This is a genomic window from Mesorhizobium sp. LNHC252B00, assembly GCF_000502955.1.
Classification (GTDB): Bacteria; Pseudomonadota; Alphaproteobacteria; order Rhizobiales; family Rhizobiaceae; genus Mesorhizobium.
This window is the reverse complement of the sequence record NZ_AYWO01000003.1, coordinates 502809-523081: the sequence shown is the minus strand read 5'-3', so window position 1 is coordinate 523081 and position 20273 is coordinate 502809. Positions and strand designations below refer to the sequence as shown.

General features: G+C 61.6%; 17 protein-coding genes and 2 pseudogenes. 11 read left to right on the top strand and 8 right to left on the bottom strand.

All coding sequences use genetic code 11. The features are described 5' to 3' along the window. Positions 1 to 8: 8 nt before the first annotated feature. The gene (locus tag X744_RS162825; protein ID WP_023757957.1) at positions 9 to 206 is read right to left on the bottom strand and encodes a DUF2735 domain-containing protein; all 198 of its coding nucleotides are present in this window, start codon (positions 204 to 206) and stop codon (positions 9 to 11) included. A gap of 315 nt (positions 207 to 521) precedes the next feature. Here X744_RS162825 and X744_RS162830 point away from each other — a divergent pair, with 315 nt between their 5' ends. Further along, the gene (locus X744_RS162830; protein ID WP_023757956.1) at positions 522 to 1562 is read left to right on the top strand and encodes a glutamine synthetase beta-grasp domain-containing protein; all 1041 of its coding nucleotides are present in this window, start codon (positions 522 to 524) and stop codon (positions 1560 to 1562) included. Between the two features lie 1063 nt (positions 1563 to 2625). On the opposite strand, the gene glnA is transcribed toward X744_RS162830, so the two are convergent. Beyond that, positions 2626 to 4035, bottom strand: coding sequence for a type I glutamate--ammonia ligase (glnA, locus tag X744_RS162835; RefSeq protein WP_023757955.1), 1410 nt, complete (start codon positions 4033 to 4035; stop codon positions 2626 to 2628). A gap of 61 nt (positions 4036 to 4096) precedes the next feature. Continuing rightward, a complete protein-coding gene (locus X744_RS162840; RefSeq protein ID WP_006205430.1) occupies positions 4097 to 4435 on the bottom strand; it encodes a P-II family nitrogen regulator in 339 nt (112 codons plus the stop codon). Positions 4436 to 4787: 352 nt separating this feature from the next. On the opposite strand from X744_RS162840, the gene X744_RS162845 reads away from it, so the two are divergent. Then, the gene (locus tag X744_RS162845; RefSeq protein WP_023757954.1) at positions 4788 to 6320 is read left to right on the top strand and encodes a bifunctional ADP-dependent NAD(P)H-hydrate dehydratase/NAD(P)H-hydrate epimerase; all 1533 of its coding nucleotides are present in this window, start codon (positions 4788 to 4790) and stop codon (positions 6318 to 6320) included. A 4-nt stretch (positions 6321 to 6324) separates the two neighbouring features. Here the strand turns inward: X744_RS162845 and X744_RS162850 are convergent, their stop codons facing one another. Then, the gene (locus X744_RS162850; protein ID WP_023757953.1) at positions 6325 to 7857 is read right to left on the bottom strand and encodes an acyl-CoA carboxylase subunit beta; all 1533 of its coding nucleotides are present in this window, start codon (positions 7855 to 7857) and stop codon (positions 6325 to 6327) included. Positions 7858 to 8264: 407 nt separating this feature from the next. Here X744_RS162850 and X744_RS162855 point away from each other — a divergent pair, with 407 nt between their 5' ends. After that, the gene (locus tag X744_RS162855) at positions 8265 to 9680 is read left to right on the top strand and encodes a DEAD/DEAH box helicase (protein ID WP_023757951.1); all 1416 of its coding nucleotides are present in this window, start codon (positions 8265 to 8267) and stop codon (positions 9678 to 9680) included. A 102-nt stretch (positions 9681 to 9782) separates the two neighbouring features. On the opposite strand, the gene X744_RS162860 is transcribed toward X744_RS162855, so the two are convergent. Continuing rightward, positions 9783 to 10757, bottom strand: coding sequence for an alpha/beta fold hydrolase (locus X744_RS162860; RefSeq protein WP_023757950.1), 975 nt, complete (start codon positions 10755 to 10757; stop codon positions 9783 to 9785). A gap of 80 nt (positions 10758 to 10837) precedes the next feature. Further along, entirely contained in the window at positions 10838 to 11659 is an 822-nt protein-coding gene (locus X744_RS162865) for an SDR family oxidoreductase (RefSeq protein WP_023757949.1), read from the bottom strand. Positions 11660 to 11886: 227 nt separating this feature from the next. On the opposite strand from X744_RS162865, the gene X744_RS162870 reads away from it, so the two are divergent. From X744_RS162870 to X744_RS1000000171620, 6 genes and pseudogenes are all read left to right on the top strand, one after another. Next, complete coding sequence (locus X744_RS162870; RefSeq protein WP_023757948.1) at positions 11887 to 12921, top strand: cysteine synthase A; 1035 nt, start codon at positions 11887 to 11889, stop codon at positions 12919 to 12921. Continuing rightward, positions 12921 to 13664, top strand: coding sequence for an alanyl-tRNA editing protein (locus X744_RS162875; protein WP_023757947.1), 744 nt, complete (start codon positions 12921 to 12923; stop codon positions 13662 to 13664). Before X744_RS162870 ends, X744_RS162875 begins: the two co-directional genes overlap by 1 nt. A 39-nt stretch (positions 13665 to 13703) precedes the next feature. Then, positions 13704 to 14555: a 3-mercaptopyruvate sulfurtransferase gene (gene sseA / locus X744_RS162880; protein WP_023757946.1), complete on the top strand. Its 852-nt coding sequence runs from the start codon at positions 13704 to 13706 to the stop codon at positions 14553 to 14555. Between the two features lie 5 nt (positions 14556 to 14560). After that, positions 14561 to 14812, top strand: a pseudogene (locus X744_RS1000000176190) (GNAT family N-acetyltransferase); the annotation flags it as partial. Positions 14813 to 14858: 46 nt separating this feature from the next. Beyond that, a complete protein-coding gene (locus X744_RS162890; protein WP_198032188.1) occupies positions 14859 to 15371 on the top strand; it encodes a GNAT family N-acetyltransferase in 513 nt (170 codons plus the stop codon). Between the two features lie 282 nt (positions 15372 to 15653). Then, positions 15654 to 15944: pseudogene (locus X744_RS1000000171620) on the top strand (DUF1203 domain-containing protein); the annotation flags it as partial. 243 nt (positions 15945 to 16187) lie between these two features. Here the strand turns inward: X744_RS1000000171620 and ald are convergent. Then, the gene (gene ald, locus X744_RS162900; RefSeq protein ID WP_023757942.1) at positions 16188 to 17303 is read right to left on the bottom strand and encodes an alanine dehydrogenase; all 1116 of its coding nucleotides are present in this window, start codon (positions 17301 to 17303) and stop codon (positions 16188 to 16190) included. Positions 17304 to 17462: 159 nt separating this feature from the next. Between ald and X744_RS162905 the strand changes: the two genes are divergently transcribed. Continuing rightward, on the top strand, positions 17463 to 17936 hold the full coding sequence (locus X744_RS162905; protein WP_013531467.1) for an Lrp/AsnC family transcriptional regulator: 474 nt from the start codon (positions 17463 to 17465) through the stop codon (positions 17934 to 17936). Between the two features lie 140 nt (positions 17937 to 18076). Here the strand turns inward: X744_RS162905 and X744_RS162910 are convergent, their stop codons facing one another. Further along, positions 18077 to 18739: a 5-formyltetrahydrofolate cyclo-ligase gene (locus tag X744_RS162910; protein ID WP_023757941.1), complete on the bottom strand. Its 663-nt coding sequence runs from the start codon at positions 18737 to 18739 to the stop codon at positions 18077 to 18079. 166 nt (positions 18740 to 18905) lie between these two features. Here X744_RS162910 and X744_RS162915 point away from each other — a divergent pair, with 166 nt between their 5' ends. Beyond that, complete coding sequence (locus tag X744_RS162915) at positions 18906 to 20171, top strand: NAD(P)/FAD-dependent oxidoreductase (RefSeq protein ID WP_023757940.1); 1266 nt, start codon at positions 18906 to 18908, stop codon at positions 20169 to 20171. Positions 20172 to 20273 lie beyond the last annotated feature (102 nt).

Here is a 20273-nt window from a genome sequence, read left to right as displayed (position 1 = left end):
ACGTCTAGCTAGCTCTTGCGAGGTAGTTCGGCTTCCGCGATGGCAGCCTCATGGTACCAGGCCTCGCCATGATCGAGCGGGTGATCGCGCAAAGAGGCAAGCTCTGCCGCGAACTTAGCCTTTACGCCTAAATTTGAGGCAGTCATGCGCGATGCCACCGGGAACATCAGGATTTTTGCCGACGGACGGGCTGACGTGATCTCCATTGGCTGTCTCCTTCCTTCTGCGGACCCTTGTCGATTCATCTTTGCATGAAGGTAAGTCCTGCGAACCATTTAGGCAAGATGCCTAAGGAAAGATCAATAGTTGCCTGTTATTGATGCAGATTTTGTCTTTGGTCGATCTTGGCGCATTGCTTAGGCGGCTTGGTTGCATCTCAGATGTGAACTGGCATTTTTGACGCACCCAGCGCAGCGGAAATGGCACACGAATTGCATTTTATCGACTTGGCAGCTGGGCTGCTGGATGGCTCGGCGCGCCTGCGTCATCCAGGTTCGGTGATTAAGCAACGAGAGGCTAGAATGACGAAATACAAGCTCGAGTACATTTGGCTCGATGGATACACGCCGGTTCCCAACCTTCGCGGCAAAACGCAGATCAAGGAATTTGCCGAATTCCCGACGCTTGAGCAGCTGCCGCTATGGGGCTTTGATGGTTCCTCGACCCAGCAGGCCGAGGGGCACAGCTCCGACTGTGTGCTGAAGCCCGTCGCCGTCTATCCGGACCCCGCCCGCACCAACGGCGTGCTGGTTATGTGCGAAGTCATGATGCCCGATGGCGTCACGCCGCACGCTTCCAACAAGCGCGCCACCATCCTCGACGACGAGGGCGCCTGGTTCGGCTTCGAGCAGGAGTATTTCTTCTACAAGGATGGCCGCCCGCTCGGCTTCCCCGAGAGCGGCTATCCCGCACCGCAGGGCCCGTACTACACCGGCGTCGGTTATTCCAATGTCGGCTCCGTCGCGCGCCAGATCGTCGAGGAACATCTCGACCTCTGCCTCGCCGCCGGCATCAACCATGAAGGCATCAACGCCGAAGTGGCCAAGGGCCAGTGGGAATTCCAGATTTTCGGCAAGGGCTCCAAGAAAGCCGCCGATCAGATGTGGATGGCTCGCTATTTGATGCAGCGCCTGACCGAGAAATACGGCATCGACATCGAATACCATTGCAAGCCGCTCGGCGACACCGACTGGAACGGCTCGGGCATGCACGCCAACTTCTCGACGGCCTATATGCGCGAAGTCGGCGGCAAGGCCTATTTCGAAGCGCTGATGGCGGCTTTCGACAAGAACCTGATGGACCACATCGCCGTTTACGGACCGGACAACGACAAGCGCTTGACCGGCAAGCATGAGACCGCGCCGTGGAACAGATTCAGCTATGGCATAGCCGATCGCGGCGCCTCGATCCGCGTGCCGCATTCCTTCATCAACAACGACTACAAGGGCTATCTGGAAGACCGCCGCCCGAACTCCCAGGGCGACCCCTACCAGATCGCCTCGCAGATCCTGAAGACGATCGCCTCGGTGCCGGCAAGCGCCCAGGTCTCGGCCGCGGCTTGAGCCTTCGTCACGGCGGAAACCTGCCGTGACCGTCTCAGGCCCATCCTACGGTCTTCCCAAGCAAGAACCCCGGCGAAAGCTGGGGTTCTTTTTGTAATGGAACTTTGGCGCGCCGCTCGCTCTACCGAAAGGCCTGAAGCGCGGCCTTCACATTGTCACAGAAATCGAAGCACCATTTTCTGGCGTAGTCCGGATCTATTCCCACCAGGCTGGCCTGCTCGAATGCATTCCTCTGGGGCGGATCGTTGTGCCCGCCGGCTGAGCCGCGCAGTATTGCTTGCCATGAGGTTTGCTGTCCGGGCGGCGGCTTGCCGCTGCGATCCAGAATGCAGCGTGCGTCCGGCCCGCACGCAAGAACCCCAGCCAAGGACCCGGGTTCTTTTCCCATTAACCGGCAGATCGCATCCCGGCCGGAACATACCCAGAAAAAGTCAGGCAATTCGGGCGATCGCAATCCCTGCGACGTTCCGGTCGCCGACTTGGCAGTTCCGGCGATTACCTGTCAAAAAAGCCCGGAAAACAGCGCTTTCCAGCACTTATTTGTGGCAAAGACCCTCCCATAAGCACCTGTTCACGTTGCGAAATCGGCTATCCGCAGCCCTCATGGCGGCGTTGACAGGTTGCAGCGCAGCATGCGAATTCGCAGTTCTTGGGGTTACGTCACGCAATGCTGTTCGGACGGGCGGGGTTTTCTTGAACGGCGGCATTGGCGGGGGGCGCCGGACGAGCGGTCACTGTAGCCTGAGACAGTGCGCCGCTCGCTCCTGGCTCCATGTTCGGGCTCGAACAGTGATCCGCTTGTCACTCACCAGATCTTGCTGACCTGAGACGGCGTCACCGGATTGACGTGCCGTGCTTGCCGATGGATCCAGCGCCCGTGGACCACGGCACACACACGATCGTCAAAAAACAAAACGCAAAAAGCGTTGCCCATCTGCAGCGGGCGACAGCGAGAGCGGGCCGACGGCAGGCACGACTATCGGAGTGCAGCAAAGAGCCCTTGAAAGAGAAAATCTTTCAAGGGCTTGAACATTACGCTGAACCTTTAGTCTGAGAGTCAATCTCAGACGGAGTAGTACATGTCGTATTCGACCGGATGCGGGGTCATTTCGAAGCGCATCACCTCGGCCATCTTCAGCTCGATGTAGCTGTCGATCTGGTCGTCGTCGAAGACGCCGCCGGCCTTCAGGAAGCCGCGGTCCTTGTCGAGGCTCTGCAGCGCTTCACGCAGCGAACCGCAGACGGTCGGGATCTTCTTCAACTCCTTCGGCGGCAGGTCGTAAAGGTCCTTGTCCATCGGTTGGCCGGGATGGATCTTGTTCTTGATGCCATCGAGCCCGGCCATCAGCATGGCGGCGAAAGCGAGGTAGGGGTTCGCGCCTGGATCGGGGAAACGGACCTCGACGCGCTTGGACTTGGGCGACGAGCCGAACGGGATGCGGCAGGAGGCCGAGCGATTGCGCGCCGAATAGGCGAGCAGCACCGGCGCTTCATAACCCGGAACCAGGCGCTTGTAGGAGTTGGTCAGCGGATTGGTGAAGGCGTTGATCGCCTTGGCGTGCTTGATGATGCCGCCGATGTAGAACAGGCAGCTCTCCGAAAGGCCGGCATATTCGTTGCCGGCGAAGGTCGGCTTGCCGCCCTTCCAGATCGACTGGTGGACGTGCATGCCCGAGCCGTTGTCGCCGAAGATCGGCTTCGGCATGAAGGTGGCCGTCTTGCCATAGGCGTTGGCGACCTGGTGCACGACATATTTGTAGATCAGCATCTTGTCGGCGTTGCGGACCAGCGTGTCGAACTTGATGCCGAGTTCGTGTTGCGCAGCCGCCACCTCATGGTGGTGCTTTTCGACGCGAACGCCCATCTCGGCCAGCACGGTCAGCATCTCGGAACGCATGTCCTGCGCGCTGTCGATCGGCGGCACCGGGAAATAACCGCCCTTGATGCGCGGACGGTGGCCGAGATTGCCGGTCTCGTAGTCGGTGTCGTCATTCGACGGCAGTTCGGTCGAGTCGAGCTTGAAACCGGTGTTGTACGGGTCGGCCTTGTACTTCACGTCGTCGAACACGAAGAACTCGGCTTCCGGGCCGACATAAATGGTGTCGCCGATGCCTTCCGATTTCATGTAGGCCTCGGCCTTCTTGGCCGTACCGCGCGGATCGCGGTTGTAGGATTCACCCGAAACCGGATCGAGGATGTCACACAGGATGACCATGGTCGACTGGGCGAAGAACGGGTCCATGTGGACGGTGTCCGGATCAGGCATCAGCACCATGTCGGACTCGTTGATGGCCTTCCAGCCGGCAATCGACGATCCGTCGAACATGACGCCATCGGCGAACATGTCTTCCTCGACCTCGATGACATCCATCGTCACGTGTTGCAGCTTGCCCTTCGGGTCTGTGAAGCGCAGGTCGACGAATTTTACGTCGTTGTCCTTGATCTGCTTCATGATGTCTTTGGCTGTCGTCATGTCATGTATCCCTGTGTGATGACGTTTTTTTATGATGACGTTAGGAGAATGCCGGGTCGGGTCAGACCGCGTCCATGCCTGTTTCGCCGGTACGGATTCGCACGACTTCCTCGATATTGGAAACGAAGATTTTGCCGTCGCCAATACGGCCGGTCTGGGCGGCCTTGCGGATGGCCTCGATCGCGCCTTCGACCGCATCGTCGCCAAGCACCACCTCGATTTTCACCTTGGGCAGGAAATCGACGACATATTCGGCGCCGCGGTAGAGCTCGGTATGACCCTTCTGACGACCGAAGCCCTTTGCCTCGGTAACAGTAATGCCCTGCAGTCCGGCCTCCTGAAGCGCTTCCTTCACTTCGTCCAGCTTGAATGGCTTGATGATCGCTTCGATCTTTTTCATGTAAAAAGTGGCCTCCACTGCCAAAAAAAACGGGTTGTGAACCCCCCGCTTGCGCTTCGATCTAGCACGAACTGTGCCAATTGGACGGATTCGAAGCAGTATCACACGATTTCAAAGTCGCACCGCACCTGGATACAAATTCACGTCATTCCCTGTACCGGAAGCGGCACGGGCTGCCGGAGACTACACGGCAACGCCAACTGCATCTGCCCAAAAACTAGGCATATCGCCTATCCTTCAGGCAATCCTGTGCCTTCGTGCCAACAATGTGGCCGCAGATCTCGGCAACTCCCCCTTGTTTGCTTCGGATCGAAAATTGGACAATGCTTGATCGAATGCGGATCGGCAATCCATGAGCAACGAACTTCTTGTTCCTTCAGAAATGAACGAGGCAGATCGGCTGACGGTTGCCGCTGGTCCCGCCGACGGTATCGGCCTGATGCGCAGAGCCGGCCAGGCGGTCGCGGCCGAGGTTCTCAAGCGCTATCCCTCGGCGACGCATGTCCATGTGCTGTGCGGCCCAGGCAACAATGGCGGTGATGGCTACGTCGTCGCGCGTATCCTGGCCGGCAGCGGTGTGCGCACCACAATCTGGGCATCCGGAGCGCCGAGGCCGGAAAGCGATGCGGCGCAAGCCGCCGCGCAATGCCCGATCAAGCCGCGGCCGCTCTCTGGATTTGATGCCGAGACCGGCTCGATCGTGGTCGACGCGCTCTTTGGGGCAGGGCTGTCCAAGCCGCCGTCCGGCGACGCAGCGAAGGCCATCGACACCGCTACCGCCCTGGGCTTGCCTGTGATCGCAGTCGATCTGCCGTCTGGCGTCTCGGGAGCCAGCGGCGAAATATTGGGCACGGCGTTTCGCGCCGAGATCACAGTCACCTTCGCGCGGAAAAAGCCTGGCCACCTGCTGCTCCCGGGACGCGGACAATGCGGTGAAATCGTGCTTGCCGATATCGGCATCGGCGACGACATCATCGCCCAACTCGCTGTCTCGACTTTCGAGAATGTGCCAAACCTGTGGTTGCAGGAATTTCCCGTGCCGGCGGTCGACGCCCACAAATACAAGCGCGGCCATGTCGGCGTCTTTTCCGGTGGCCCCAGCGCCACGGGCGCCGCGCGGCTGTCGGCGCTCGCCGCGGCGAGAAGCGGAGCAGGGGCGGTCACCGTGCTGTCGCCAGCCAATGCCATGCAGGTCAATGCGACACACCTGACCTCCATCATGCTGCGGCAAGCGGGCTCGCTCGGAGAGGTGCAGGAATTCCTGATGGCGCGCCATCCCGAAGCACTGGTGTTCGGACCGGGGCTCGGCCCAAAACCCAAGGTCGGCGATTTTGCCCTGCAACTGATCAAGGCTTTGGCGGATGGTGCGCGCGCATCGGCGACCGCAAGCCACGCAGATGCGATCGTCCTGGATGCCGACGCCATCACGTCGCTGGCTCACCAGCCCCAGGCACTGTTCGAAGTCGCCCGTCAGCCGAACGCGCCGGCATTGGTGATAACGCCGCATGAGGGTGAATTCGGCCGATTGTTTCCTGACATCGCCGGCGTCATGACCCTGTCGAAACTGGCCAAGGCGCGAGCGGCCGCAGCACGGGCCAATGCCGTCATCGTCTACAAGGGCGCTGACACGGTGATTGCTGCTCCCGATGGCAGGGCAGCGATCAATTCCAACGGCGCTCCATGGCTGGCCACTGCCGGGTCAGGCGACGTGTTGTCCGGCATCATTGCCGGTCTCCTGGCGCAAGCCATGCCGCCCTTCGAGGGGACTTGCGCTGCGGTGTGGCTGCATGCCGAAGCCGGCAGCCGTTTCGGACCCGGTCTGATCGCCGAGGATCTGCCGCTAGCGCTGGTGCCGGTGCTGCGCGAACTCTTCGAAGCGCGGTAGTTACTCACAGCGGAATGTTGTCGTGCTTCTTCCAGGGGTTCTGCATGTCCTTGTTGCGCAGCATGCGCAGCGCCCGTGCGATGCGGCGGCGGGTCGAGTGCGGCATGATCACCTCGTCGACATAGCCGCGCTCGGCGGCGACGAAAGGCGACAGGAAGCGATCCTCGTAAGTCTTTGTATGCGCTGCGATCTTTTCGGCATCGCCGATGTCCTTGCGATAGATGATCTCGACCGCGCCCCGTGCACCCATCACCGCGATCTGCGCCGTCGGCCAGGCATAGTTCATGTCGCCGCGCAGATGCTTTGACGCCATCACGTCATAGGCGCCACCATAGGCTTTTCTGGTGATGACGGTGATCTTCGGCACGGTGGCCTCGGCATAGGCGAAGAGAAGCTTGGCGCCATGCTTGATTAGCCCGCCATACTCCTGCGCCGTGCCGGGCAGGAAGCCGGGCACGTCGACGAAGGTGACGATCGGGATCGAAAAACAATCGCAGAAGCGCACGAAGCGCGCGGCCTTGCGGCTGGCATCGGAATCGAGCACGCCGGCCAGCACCATCGGCTGGTTGGCGACGAAGCCGACCGTGCGGCCCTCGATACGGCCGAGACCGGTGACGATGTTTTTCGCGAAATTCTGCTGGATCTCGAAGAAGTCGCCTTCATCGGCGACTTTCAGGATCAGTTCCTTGATGTCGTAGGGCTTGTTGGTGTTGTCGGGGATCAGCCGGTCGAGCGACAAATCATGGTCGGTCACCGACTGATAGCATTCGATTTCGGGAAGCTCCGATGTGTTGGAGGCCGGCAGCAGGTCGATCAGCCGGCGCATCTGCAGCAGCGCCTCGACGTCATTGTCGTAGGCGCCGTCGGCGATCGAGGATTTCGTCGTGTGGACAGAGGCGCCGCCGAGACTCTCGGCCGTCACCGTCTCGTTGGTGACGGTCTTCACCACATCCGGCCCGGTGACGAACATGTAGGAGGTGTCGCGCACCATGAAGATGAAGTCGGTCATGGCAGGCGAATAGACGTCGCCACCGGCGCATGGGCCCATGATGACGGAGATCTGCGGAATGACGCCGGAAGCGAGCACATTGCGTTGAAAGATCTCGGCATAGCCGCCGAGTGCCGCCACGCCTTCCTGGATGCGCGCGCCGCCGGCATCGTATAGCCCGATGATCGGCGCGCGGTTGCGCAGCGCCATCTCCTGCACCTTGATGACTTTCTCGGCATGGGCTTCCGACAGCGAGCCGCCGAACACGGTAAAATCCTTGGCGAAGAGGTAAACCGGGCGGCCGTTGACGGTGCCCCAGCCGGTGACCACGCCGTCGCCGGCGATCTTGGTCTTTTCCATGCCGAAATCGGTCGAACGATGCTCGACATACATGTCGAATTCCTCGAACGAGCCCTCGTCGAGAAAAACCTCGATGCGTTCGCGCGCGGTGAGCTTGCCCTTCTTGTGCTGGGCATCGATGCGCGCCTGGCCGCCACCCATGCGAGCGATCTCGCGCCGGCGCTCGAGTTCCTTCAGCACGTCCTTCATCGATCACCTCCCAGGCCAGCGGCATTTCGTGGTAATCGTGCCTGCAGGCGAGCGCAAGCGCCGCTTGCGCCGTGGGTTTTGTTGCACTGCAGCATGACGCCCCTTGCATTTGACAGCGAACTGGGCCATATGCGCCGACATAGGCGCTTGGGCCGGGACAATCCGGCCTTCTCGACGAATGAGACTGGTTGCGTCTGTTTTCCCTCTTTCCGGTATATCGGCCCCTCTTTCCGGTACATCACAAAGTGGCGAAAAAGCCCCGTGGCATGATGCCTGCGGGCACGACAGCGCAGCCGCGCGGACGGAAACGTCCGCCGCCTTGTCGTTCCATGACAATTTGTTCGACGGCAGGTTGCGCCCTGCCGCCATCGATGTTTGCGGCCAGAGCCGCGTGAAAGAAGATTATTTTGACCAACGAAAACACTTTGCCCGGTAGCAACACTGCGGAACTTACCGGTTTCGCCGCACTGGGTATTTCGGGTGCGCTGCTCAAGGCCACCCATAACGCCGGTTTCACCGAACCGAAGCCGATCCAGGCGCAGGCGATCCCGCCGCAGATGGAAGGCCGCGACATTTTCGGCATCGCCCAGACCGGCTCCGGCAAGACCGCAGCCTTCGCGCTGCCGATCCTGTCGAAGATCATTGCACTTGGCACCAAGCGCCGGCCTAAGACGGCGCGTGCGCTGATTCTGGCACCAACGCGCGAACTCGCCGTGCAGATCGAGGATACGATCAAGATCCTCGCCAAGGGCGCGCATGTCTCGACCGCGCTCGTGCTGGGCGGCGTCTCCCGCTTCAGCCAGGTGAAGAAGGTTGCGCCCGGCGTCGACATCCTGATCGCAACGCCCGGCCGGTTGACCGATCTGGTGCGTGAAGGCGACCTCATGCTTGCCGACACCAAATGGCTGGTGCTCGACGAAGGCGACCGCATGCTCGACATGGGCTTCATCAATGACGTCAAGCGCATCGCCAAGGCGACCGCGCCCGACCGTCAGACGGTGCTGTTCTCGGCGACCATGCCCAATGAGATCGCCGAACTGGCGAAGGGCCTGCTGAAAAACCCGATCCGTGTCGAAGTCGCGCCGCAAAGCACGGCAGCGGCCGAAATCGTGCAAGGCGTCGTCTTTGCCCGTACCAAGCAGAAGCGCCAGGTGCTGTCGACGATGCTCGCCGACGAGGCGATGAAGTCCGTCATTATCTTTTCGCGCACCAAGCATGGTGCCGACAGGGTGACGAAGGACCTCGAGCGCGACGGCTTCAAGGCCGCCGTCATCCACGGCAACAAGTCGCAGAATGCCCGCCAGAAGGCGCTCAACGATTTCCGCGAGGGTTCGGTGCGCATTCTGGTGGCGACCGACATCGCTGCGCGCGGCATCGACGTGCCCGGCATCAGCCATGTCGTGAATTTCGACCTGCCGGACGAAGCGGAAAGCTATGTCCACCGCATCGGCCGTACCGGCCGCAACGGCATGGACGGCATTGCGATTACGCTTTGCGATCCTTCCGAGAACAGCAAGCTGCGCCAGGTCGAGCGCATCATCCGCACCAAACTGCCGATCGTTGCCGACCATCTCGGCAGCCCCGATCCGCTGCGCAATCCGGCTGAAAAGAACGAACGATTCGAGCCGGCCAACGACCGCAATGGTCGTCGCGACGGCAGGCGGCCCGGTGGCGAGAACAAAGGCAACGGTTTTGGCAAAAAGCGCTTCGGCGACAAGCCGGCCTTCGCCGGCGAGCGCAAGCCGGAAGGCGCCAAGCCGGCCTTTAAAGGCAACAACAAGCGCCGCTTCGGCGGCAAGCGTCCGGCGGCGCGGGCTGCGTAAGCCAGGCCGCGTTTTAATCAGTCAAGCGTAGCCTGGCTGATTGCCGAGACCGACCGGGAAAGGGCGGCTGAAGCGATGCTTCGGTCGCCCTTTTTCGTAAGCTTACTTCACCACCGCCTCGATCCAGACGGCGATCCTTTGCGCCAGAAAGGTCGTGGTCGATGGCGAAAGCGCGTCGCCGGCGATAACGTGATTGTTTATGTCGCCCGTATCATCGACCGGGACCAGTTCACACGGAGCGCCCCAGCGCCCGGCGATCTCGCGGGTGCGGTCGGGCCGCACCACTTTGTCCGAATCCGAAAAGATGAACAAAGCGGGGATGGTCGCCTTTTCCACCGGGGCGCCATAGGCAAGCTCGGTCAGCGCCTGCATCGGCAAGGTCGCTTCGATCGGGTAGCGGGTGGTCCAGAATTTTTCATGCAGCGCGTTGCGCGGCAAAAAGCTGTGTTCCTTGCCGGCGACCAGCCTGGCGATCTGTTTTCCCCATGGCATGGTCAGTATCTCGGCGCCGGACGCCTTCACGCCGAAGTTTGGCGAGATGAACGCGATCGCGGCAACCCCGTCCGATGCGCCCGGCTGCGTTGCCGCCCATGTCGCCAGCGAGCCGCCGGTCGAGGTCGAGATGACGATCACCTTGTCGCCGATCGCCCGGCCGATGGCGAGCGCCTCCTCATAATCGTTGACCCAGGCATTGATGCTGCCTTGCGTCATCGCCGCGCCATCCTGCCCGTGTCCGGTAAGGCGGGTGTAGAACAGGTTGGCGTCGAGCTGGTCGGCCACTTCATCGGGCAGCGGGCGGACCTCGCCCTTCGATGCGGAAAAGCCGTGGATATAGACGATCGACAGCGGCGTCCTGGCATGCACCATCGGATTGGCCCAGACGATCTCTTTCTCCAGCCCGTCGCGGATTCCCGGTGTGGCGGCTTCCACCTTTGCCACATAGGCCTGCGGATCGTCGCCGATGACCAAGGGATCGAAACGAATCGTGGTGTCGACGGGAACGCGCGGACCGAGCACGAAGGCCAGTGCGAGAATGGCGACAAGGCCCAGCACAGCAAGCACGATCCGTCGCCCCATCTCTGGCTCCACGCAACAATCTCTCAACCCATGGCTGTCACCCGCCCGAAGCGGGTGCTTGCCAACTTCGAACGGCTTACCTATTCGATTGGCGGCTTGCGGTCGTAATGCAGCGGCCGCGCCTTCCAACTGGTCATCAGGCTGATAAACCCTCTGCAAAGCGGCCTCGGCAACACGCTAAGCAGTTTCAGGGGCCAGCTTGTCCGGCGCGGGAAGGTGACTTCGAAACCGCCGGACTTGATGCCCCGCGCCATGCGGCGCGACGCGCGGCTGACCGGCATCAGTCCCGGCATCGGCAGCATGTTCTTCTCGGTCAGCGGGGTATCGATGAAGCCAGGATTGAACACCTGGATGCGCACGTTCATCTTGTCGAAATCATACTTCAGCGATTCGGCCAGGATGTTGATTGCCGCCTTGGTGCCGCCATAGGCGGCCGTTGTCGGCCAACCGAAATAGGACGTGACGGAGCCGACCAGTACGACATGGCCGCGCGCCCGCACGCGCATGCGTTCGATGACAGGCACCAGGCCATTGATGATGCCGAAATAGTTGACCTCAAAGGACCGGCGAAAGTCGTTGACGACAAGATTTTCACCCGGCGTCGAAATGTAGTTTCCGGCATTGAAGATGGCGAGCACGATGGGACCGAGCTCCTTCTCGATCGCGGCGACGGTTCTTGCCATGCGCGGTTCGTCGGTGACGTCGCAGGGAAAGGCGGTCACACTGCCCGGCATCTGCGCCGTCTCGACGACAAGCGTGTCGATCGGATCGTCGTCGAGCGCCGTCACCGCCACGGCATAACCCTGGGAAGCAAGATCCCTGGCCAGCGAACGGCCGATACCGCTGCTGCCGCCCGTGATCCAGGCGACGCCGTGCTTCGGGTTGGCCCGGTAAAGTGTCATGCTGCGCCCTGTCGACTTGTTGGTGCTTTGCTCTAGCGATGAAGAAATCGAATGAAAAGCTGCTTTTCAACGTCAACCGGAAAATGAACAGTGGCGATAGAGGCTGGTCTTGGAAAGCGTCGACGCAACAACAGTACCGCAATTGCGACTGGACCAGACACATTCTTGCCTTGAAACCGAGGCCTCGGGTTTCTAGGGTTTCGGCGCACCTACACAAGGAATCCTGAATGCTCCGTTCTGTGATCGACGCGATCGGCAACACGCCTCTGATCCGCCTCAACAAGGCTTCTGAACAAACAGGCTGCGAGATCCTGGGCAAGGCCGAATTCATGAATCCGGGCCAGTCGGTCAAGGATCGCGCGGGCCTGTTCATCATCCGCGACGCCGAGCAGCGCGGGCTGCTGAAGCCCGGCGGCGTCATCGTCGAGGGAACGGCCGGCAACACCGGCATCGGACTGACGCTGGTTGCCAAGGCGCTCGGCTACCGCACCGTCATCGTCATTCCCGACACGCAGAGCCAGGAAAAGAAAGACACGATCAAACTGCTCGGCGCCGAGCTGATCGAAGTGCCCGCGGTGCCGTACAAGAACCCCAACAACTATGTGAAGCTGTCCGGCCGCTTGGCAGAGCAGATGGCGCGGACGGAACCGAATGGCGCCATCTGGGCAAACCAGTTCGACAATGTGGCGAATCGCGACGGCCATATCCGCACCACGGCCGAGGAAATCTGGAACCAGACCGGCGGCAAGGTCGACGGCTTTGTCTCGGCGGTCGGCTCGGGCGGAACGCTGGCCGGCGTCGCCTTCGGGCTAAGGGCGAAAAGCAAGGACGTGAAGATCGCGCTCGCCGATCCGCTGGGCGCCGCGCTCTACTCCTTTTATACCAGCGGCGAGCTGAAGGCCGAAGGCAGCTCGATCACCGAAGGCATCGGGCAGGGGCGCATCACCGCCAATCTCGAAGGGTTCACGCCGGATTTTTCCTTCCAGATCCCTGACGAGGATGCGCTGCCGATCGTCTTCGACCTGATCCAGGAAGAAGGTCTCTGCGTCGGCGGCTCGACCGGCATCAACATTGCCGGCGCGATCCGTCTGGCGCGCGAACTTGGCCCCGGCCACACGATCGTGACCATTCTTTGCGACTACGGCTCACGCTACCAGTCGAAGCTGTTCAACCCGGAATTCCTGCGCGAGAAGCAGCTGCCGGTGCCGGGCTGGATGGAGCTGAAGAGCAAGATTTCGGTGCCGTTCGAAAAGGTCGCGTGATGGCGCACAAGACGGACGCGCTGTTTCGCGACGACGCCTATCTGCGCAGGGCGGATGCAACGGTCGTTGCCGTCAACGATCGCGGCGCGATCATTCTCGATCGCTCGATCTTCTACGCCACATCGGGCGGCCAACCGGGCGATACCGGTCATATCGAGCGCGGCGACGGCAGCCGCATCGCCATCGCCGCCGCAATTACCGGCGAGACCAAGGACGAGATCATCCATGTGCCGGCGCCGGAGCAAGTGGCGCCACGGATCGGCGAGAAGGTGAGGCTGGCGATCGACTGGGACCGGCGGCATCTTTTGATGCGTATGCATTCGGCCTGCCATCTGCTCTCGGTCGTCTGTCCGTTTCCGATTACGGGTGCCGCGGTTTCCGAGGATGACAGCCGTGTCGACTTCGACATGCCGGATGCCAGCTTCTCCAAGGAGGAGGTGACAGCGAGCCTGATGGACCTGGTGCGGGCCGACCACCCGATCTTCACCAGGTTGATCAGCGACGAGGACCTGGCCGCAAATCCTGGCCTGGTCAAATCCAAGAACGTCCGGCCCCCGGTCGGCACCGGCAATATCCGTCTCGTGTGCATCGGCGATAACGCTTCGGTGGACAGCCAACCCTGCGGCGGCACCCATGTGAAGAGCACGGGCGAAGTCGGTGAAATCCACATCGGCAAGATCGAGAAGAAAGGCCGCGAAAACAGGCGTTTCCGCATCCGCTTCGGTCCGATGCCGGCGAACTGATATGCTAGCCGTTCGCGAGGCGAAACAAGGAGGATAAAGATGGCCGAGGACAGCCCTTTCACCGTCGATGCGGACTGGCTGCAACAACGTCTCGGCGAGCCGGGCCTGACGATTGTCGATGCGTCCTGGTATCTACCAGCGCAAAAGCGCGATGCGCGCCGCGAATACGATGCGGCGCACATTCCGGGCGCGCGGTTCCTGGATCAGGACGCGGTTTCCGACCCGGACTCGCCACTGCCGCACATGTTGCCGTCGCCGCAGGACTTCGCCCAGTATGTCGGCGCCATGGGCGTTTCGGCGGACGACACCATCGTCGTCTATGACGGCCCGGGTTTCTTCTCCGCGCCTCGGGCATGGTGGATGTTCCGGGTAATGGGCGTCTTCCAGACCTATATTCTGGACGGCGGCTTCGATGGGTGGAAGGCGGCCGGCCGACCGGTGACGGCCGAACCGACGAAGATCGCGCCATGCGTGTTCCATGCCGATTTCGACGCCGGTCGCGTCGCCAGCCTCGCCGACATGCGCCGGATCGTCGACACTGGAGAAAGCCAAATCGCCGACGCCCGTGGGGCGGGCCGCTTCACTGGTGCGGAGCCTGAACCGCGCGCTGGCATCCGCTCCGGTCATATGCCTGGCGCGCGAAATTTGCCCTATTCGGCGCTGTCGGAAAATGGCGAGCTGTTGTCGAAGGACCGGCTGCGCAAGGTGATAGAGCAGGCCGGCATCGATCTGTCGAAACCTGTCGTCACCTCATGCGGCTCCGGTATTACAGCAGCGGTGGTGACGCTGGCGCTGGAAACACTTGGCCATACCGACAACAGGCTTTACGACGGCTCATGGACGGAGTGGGGTGGGCTTTCCGACACGCCCGTCGTGACCGGCAAGGAATGACGACGATGGAAAACGGCGTGCTGGAAGACATCGAGGTCACAGTGACGTTCCTCGAAATGCATGTGCCTCCGGCCTATACGCCGCCTGTGCCCTATAATCGTCAGGTTGCGCTGCTGAAGACCAAAGACATCCCGCTGCATTTCTACCGCTATTTGATGGACCGGGTCGGGCGCAAATGGCACTGGGTCAATGTTCTCAGGCTCGATGATGACGAGCTTTCCGCCGGCATCCACCGCGAGGATCGCGACATCAGAGTGCNACGGCGTGCTGCAGGACATTGAGGTCACTGTGACTTTTCTCGAAATGCATGCCCCACCGCCCGTCTCGCCACCGGTACCCTACAACCGCCAGGTAGCGCTGCTGAAGACCAGGGACATTCCCTTGCATTTTTATCGCTACCTCATGGACCGGGTGGGACGCAAATGGCAGTGGGTGAATGTTCTGAGGCTGAATGACGATGAGTTGTCGGCCGGAATCCACCGCGAGGATCGCGATATCAGGGTGCTCTATCTCGACGGTGCGCCAGCCGGCTTCTTCGATCTCAAGCCGCATCTGCCGGAAGAAGTCGAGCTCGCTTATTTCGGCATGATGGAACACGCAACCGGGCAAGGCATCGGTCGCTGGTTCCTGGGCTCCGCGATCGCAGCCGCATGGTCGTATGGGCCGAAGCGAGTGACGGTGCAGACCTGCACGCTCGATCATCCGGCGGCGCTGCCACTTTATCAGAAGCTCGGCTTTGCACCTGTGGCGCAGAAGAAGGAGACGGTGCATCCGATGCCTTTCGCCGAGCGTTCGGCCAGCGTCATGCGGCCGTGACGCCAGCCGCAATCTGACCCGTCGTTCGTCGGCGCTTCGGGCCGGTTTTAGCATGTTGTCCGCACCATCAATGCGGCCGAGGCCGAAGAGACGAAGATATGCTGACCCGGCGATTTTATTTAGCCGGCGCAATATGCCGGATGGACGAAACCCGGATCCGAACAGAACTGGTCGCAGGACTGATTGCTGAGAATCGATCGGTCCCGCACCTTGTCAGGAATCGGGTGGGAAGCGCGGAGTTGGCGGCATAATTTCCGGTCAACGACACCGGAGAGTTTCACCATGACCATCCAGTTCAAAGCCTTGCCGACCGACGATGTCAGGGGCCTGCAGCGCGGCGGTCCCGATGCTTACGGCAACACGCCCGAGCGAAAGATCTCCGACGGCGACGGCGTGCCTTGCCGGCACTGTCTGAAGAACATCGCTGCTGGAGACGCTTACCTCGTCCTGGCGTACCGGCCATTCGCGGAGCTTCAGCCCTATGCCGAAACCGGGCCGATCTTCCTGCATGCCGAAGAATGCGACCGCGCCACCGAGACCGAAGCGCTGCCCGAGGTTCTCGAGAGCCCCGACGCATCGAGCGCGCATGAGGCGCTGAGATTGCAGACAGGAGACACCGTCGTACTCCCGTCGCAAAGTCGCGATAAAAAGCGATTGTCGATCGATTTGCCGACCGCGGATGAACCGGCGGCAAATCTCGATATCGAGGAAGCGGGGCTTTGGCTCCGCTTTTTTGTTGCCTGCGTGTATCTCCAAAGAAAAACCCGCCGGTATGAACCGGCGGGCGAGACTGGAGGAAGCAGTCTTTTTGTGAAATCAGGCGGCCAGAACGGCTTTCGGCTCGACCAGTTCGTAGCCGAGAGCCTCGGCGACAGCGCGGTTTGTGATCTTGCCCTTGTGGACATTGAGCCCGTTGCGCAAATGGTGATCGTCGACCAGCGCCTTCAGGCCCTTGTCGGCAAGCTGCAGGCCATAGTGCAGCGTCGCGTTGTTGAGCGCATGGGCCGAGGTGACCGGCACCGCGCCGGGCATGTTGGCGACGCAATAGTGGATGACGCCGTCAACCTCATAGGTCGGCTCGGCATGGGTGGTGGCGTGCGAGGTCTCGAAGCAGCCGCCCTGATCGATGGCGACGTCGACCAGCACCGAGCCCTTCTTCATGCCTGACAGCATTTCGCGCGAAACCAGCTTCGGCGCCGCGGCACCGGGGATCAGCACGGCGCCGACGACGATATCGGCTGAAAAGCATTCTTCTTCGAGCGCTTCGACGGTCGAGTAACGGGTGTGGACGCGGCCGGCGAAGAGGTCGTCAAGCTGGCGCAGGCGCGGGATCGAGCGGTCGATGATGGTGACATCGGCGCCAAGCCCCGCCGCCATCCTGGCAGCGTGCAGGCCGACGACGCCGCCGCCGAGCACGGCAACCTTGCCGGGCAGCACGCCGGGCACGCCGCCGAGCAGCACGCCGCGGCCGCCATTGGCCTTCTGCAGCGCCGTGGCGCCGGCCTGGATCGACAGGCGTCCGGCGACTTCAGACATCGGCGCCAGCAGCGGCAGGCCGCCACGATCATCGGTCACGGTTTCGTAGGCGATCGCGGTGACGCCCGAGGCGAGCAGGCCCTTGGTCTGCTCCGGATCCGGAGCAAGATGAAGATAGGTGTACAGGATCTGGCCTTCGCGAAGCTGCGCCCATTCGGTGGGCTGCGGCTCCTTGACCTTGACGATCATGTCCGACTTGGCAAACACGTCGGCAGCCGTCTTGGCAATCGTGGCACCGGCGGCGCGATAGGCGTTGTCATCGGCCCCGATGCCGGCTCCGGCGCCGGTCTCGACCAGCACTTCGTGGCCATGGGCGACATACTCGCGGACCGAGCCGGGTGTGAGGCCGACGCGATATTCGTGGTTCTTGATTTCCTTGGGGCAGCCGACGCGCATTTTTCTTCTCCCTGATCCGGCCCTATTGGGCTCCTTCCCTGTGTTGGTGGAGTGAACCACGAATCGGTGCGCAGGTGTTTGCGAATGCGCTTGCGTCAGCGGGCGCGTTTCGATAATTGTTGCGCCAAACAGCCATATTTTCGCAGGATTCACGAAAAAATGCCGCTCGACAGGATTGATATCGCCATTCTCGAGGCTTTGCAGAAGGATGGCCGGATACCCAATGCTGCGCTCGCCGAGAAGGTTGGCCTGTCGCAGTCGGCTTGTTCGCGCCGGCTCGACAACCTGGAGAAATCCGGAACCATCCGCGGCTACCATGCCCGGCTTTCCAATGCGGCGCTTGGCCACCAGATGACGGCGATCGTGCACATATCCTTGTCGGGACAATTCGAGAAGACGCTGTCGGATTTCGAGGCGGCGATCAAGCGCTGCCCGAACGTGCTGTCCTGCCATCTGATGTCTGGCGAATACGATTATATTCTCAGGATCGCGGCAAAGGATCTCGTCGACTATGAGCGCATCCACAAGGAATGGCTGTCGGCGATGCCGCATGTGACCAAGATCAACTCGTCATTTGCGCTACGCGAAATCGTTGACCGGACGGCGATGGGCATGAAGCCGGAAATGGCCTGAGCTGTGTCGATATTCAGGTGATGCCGGCCTGCGAACGGCAGTTTCCTGTGCTTCCGGTACTCACGGACTCAAACGCCCGCTCCGTTCCGGTTCTCGGAACCCGCCATTCTCGACTCGGCCTGACCTGAATCTCAACGCAGCTAACCGATCTTGAATGCCTCGATCACGATCCGATCCATCGGGATATCGTGCGGCTGCGGGTAGATGGTGGCGATGCGCTGCAACTCGTAGCCGACGCCGATGACCAGCGGCTTGAACGGCATCGCGGCCAGCGTGCGGTCGAAGAAGCCGCCGCCATAGCCCAGGCGGTAGTTTTGGGGATCGATGCCGACGATCGGCGAGATGACGATGTCCGGCAGCACCGGATTGCCCTCGGCTGGGATCGGGATGTTCCAGACGCCTTTCTCCAGCCGGTCGCCCGGCTTGTAGGCGCGAAAGATCAGGGGATGCGCTTTCTCGACAACGATGGGCAGGGCGGTGCGGCCGCCGCGCGCATTGATGGACGCCATCCATGGCCGTAAATCCGGCTCGCCGCGAAACGGCCAGTAGAGACTGACCATGCGGCCGGCGATCTCGCCGATGATCGCGTCAAGACCTTCGGCGATGCGCTGCGACATTGCCGTTCGCGCGTCGGCCGAAACGGCAAGGCGGGCCGCGATCAGGCGTTCGCGCTCGGTCTTGCGCCAGCGTCTCACATCAGTCCAGTCGTTCAGAGGCACACGGAATTCCGGATCGAGTTCATGCATGAAGCAGGGCGACGAAGAATACAGCGTCGGAGCGTCGTCGTCTTGATCATTGGCCATGCCTCAGCTCGTGGTGCTTTTTGAAGAACGCTATACCGGGCCACGATCGTCGACATGTGCATTCACGACATTCGAAGGCGACTCCCAGGCAATCATCAAAGGACGGAGCGTTGTTGCGGTGCACAAAAATACCTACATCGGGTTGGATGCATTGGGGTGAATTGAGATGAATCAAGCCAGCCATCATGTCGTCGTCGTTGGCGCGGGTTTCGGCGGTCTCGAATTCACACGTGCGCTTGGCGGTGCACCGGTGCGCATCACCATGATCGACAAACGCAACCATCACCTCTTCCAGCCGCTGCTGTACCAAGTGGCGACCACGGCGCTGGCGACGTCCGAGATTGCCTGGCCGGTCCGCCACCTGCTGCACAAGCGCAAGAACGTGACGACGTTGTTAGCCAATGTCGTCGGCGTCGATCGCGCCGGCAAACGCGTGCTGCTCGAAGATGGCAGCGCGGTCGCCTACGACACGCTGCTGCTCGCCACCGGTGCCCGCCATGCCTATTTCGGCCATGACGAATGGGAGCCTTTCGCGCCTGGCCTGAAGACACTGGAGGACGCCACCACTGTTCGACGGCGCATTCTTCTGGCTTTCGAGCAGGCCGAGCGGGAGGCCGATCCCGCCCAACGCCAGGCTCTGCTGACCATTGCGATCGTCGGCGGCGGGCCGACCGGCGTTGAGCTTGCCGGCACCATCGTCGAACTGGCGCATGACACGCTGCACGGCGAGTTCCGCAACATCGACACACGGCAGACGCGCGTGGTGCTGATCGAGGCCGGCGACCGGATTCTGGCCAATTTCGCACCAAAGCTTTCCGACTATGCATCGAAGGCGCTCGAGCGGCTCGGCGTGACGGTCGAACTCGGTCGGGCTGTTACGCGTTGCGACGCCGAGGGCGTCGTTTTCGGCGACAAACGTCTGGCTGCGAAGACAATCCTGTGGGCTGCAGGTGTTGCCGCTTCACCGGCCGCCGAATGGCTCGGCGCGGCGGCGGACCGGGCGGGCAGGGTGCTGGTCGAGCCTGACTTGAGCGTGCCTGGCAGTCCGGAGATTTTCGTCATCGGCGATGCCGCGCATGTCCTGCGGTCGGACGGGCGGCCCGTTCCCGGCGTGGCGCCCGCCGCCAAACAGCAGGGTCGGCATGTTGCCGCCACGCTGAAGGCACGGCTTGCCGGCGACATCAGCCCGCGGCCGTTCCGCTACCGGCATGACGGCGATCTCGCCACGATCGGCAAGCGTGCCGCCGTGATCGACTTCGGCTGGATCAAGCTGACCGGCTGGGCGGCTTGGTGGCTGTGGGGGATCGCGCACATCTATTTCCTGATCGGCTTTCGCAACCGGCTTGCGGTTTCGTTGAGCTGGCTATGGATCTACGCGACGGGCCAGCGCAGCGCGCGACTGATCACGCAAGGCGACGACGACAAGAGCTGATTTCTTCACCCGGACCATTCATCCGCTCGTCATCTGTTGCTGATCGACTGATGTTCGATCCGCGCGACTTCTTGAATGGACTCGCATGAGTTTCAGGGCGAA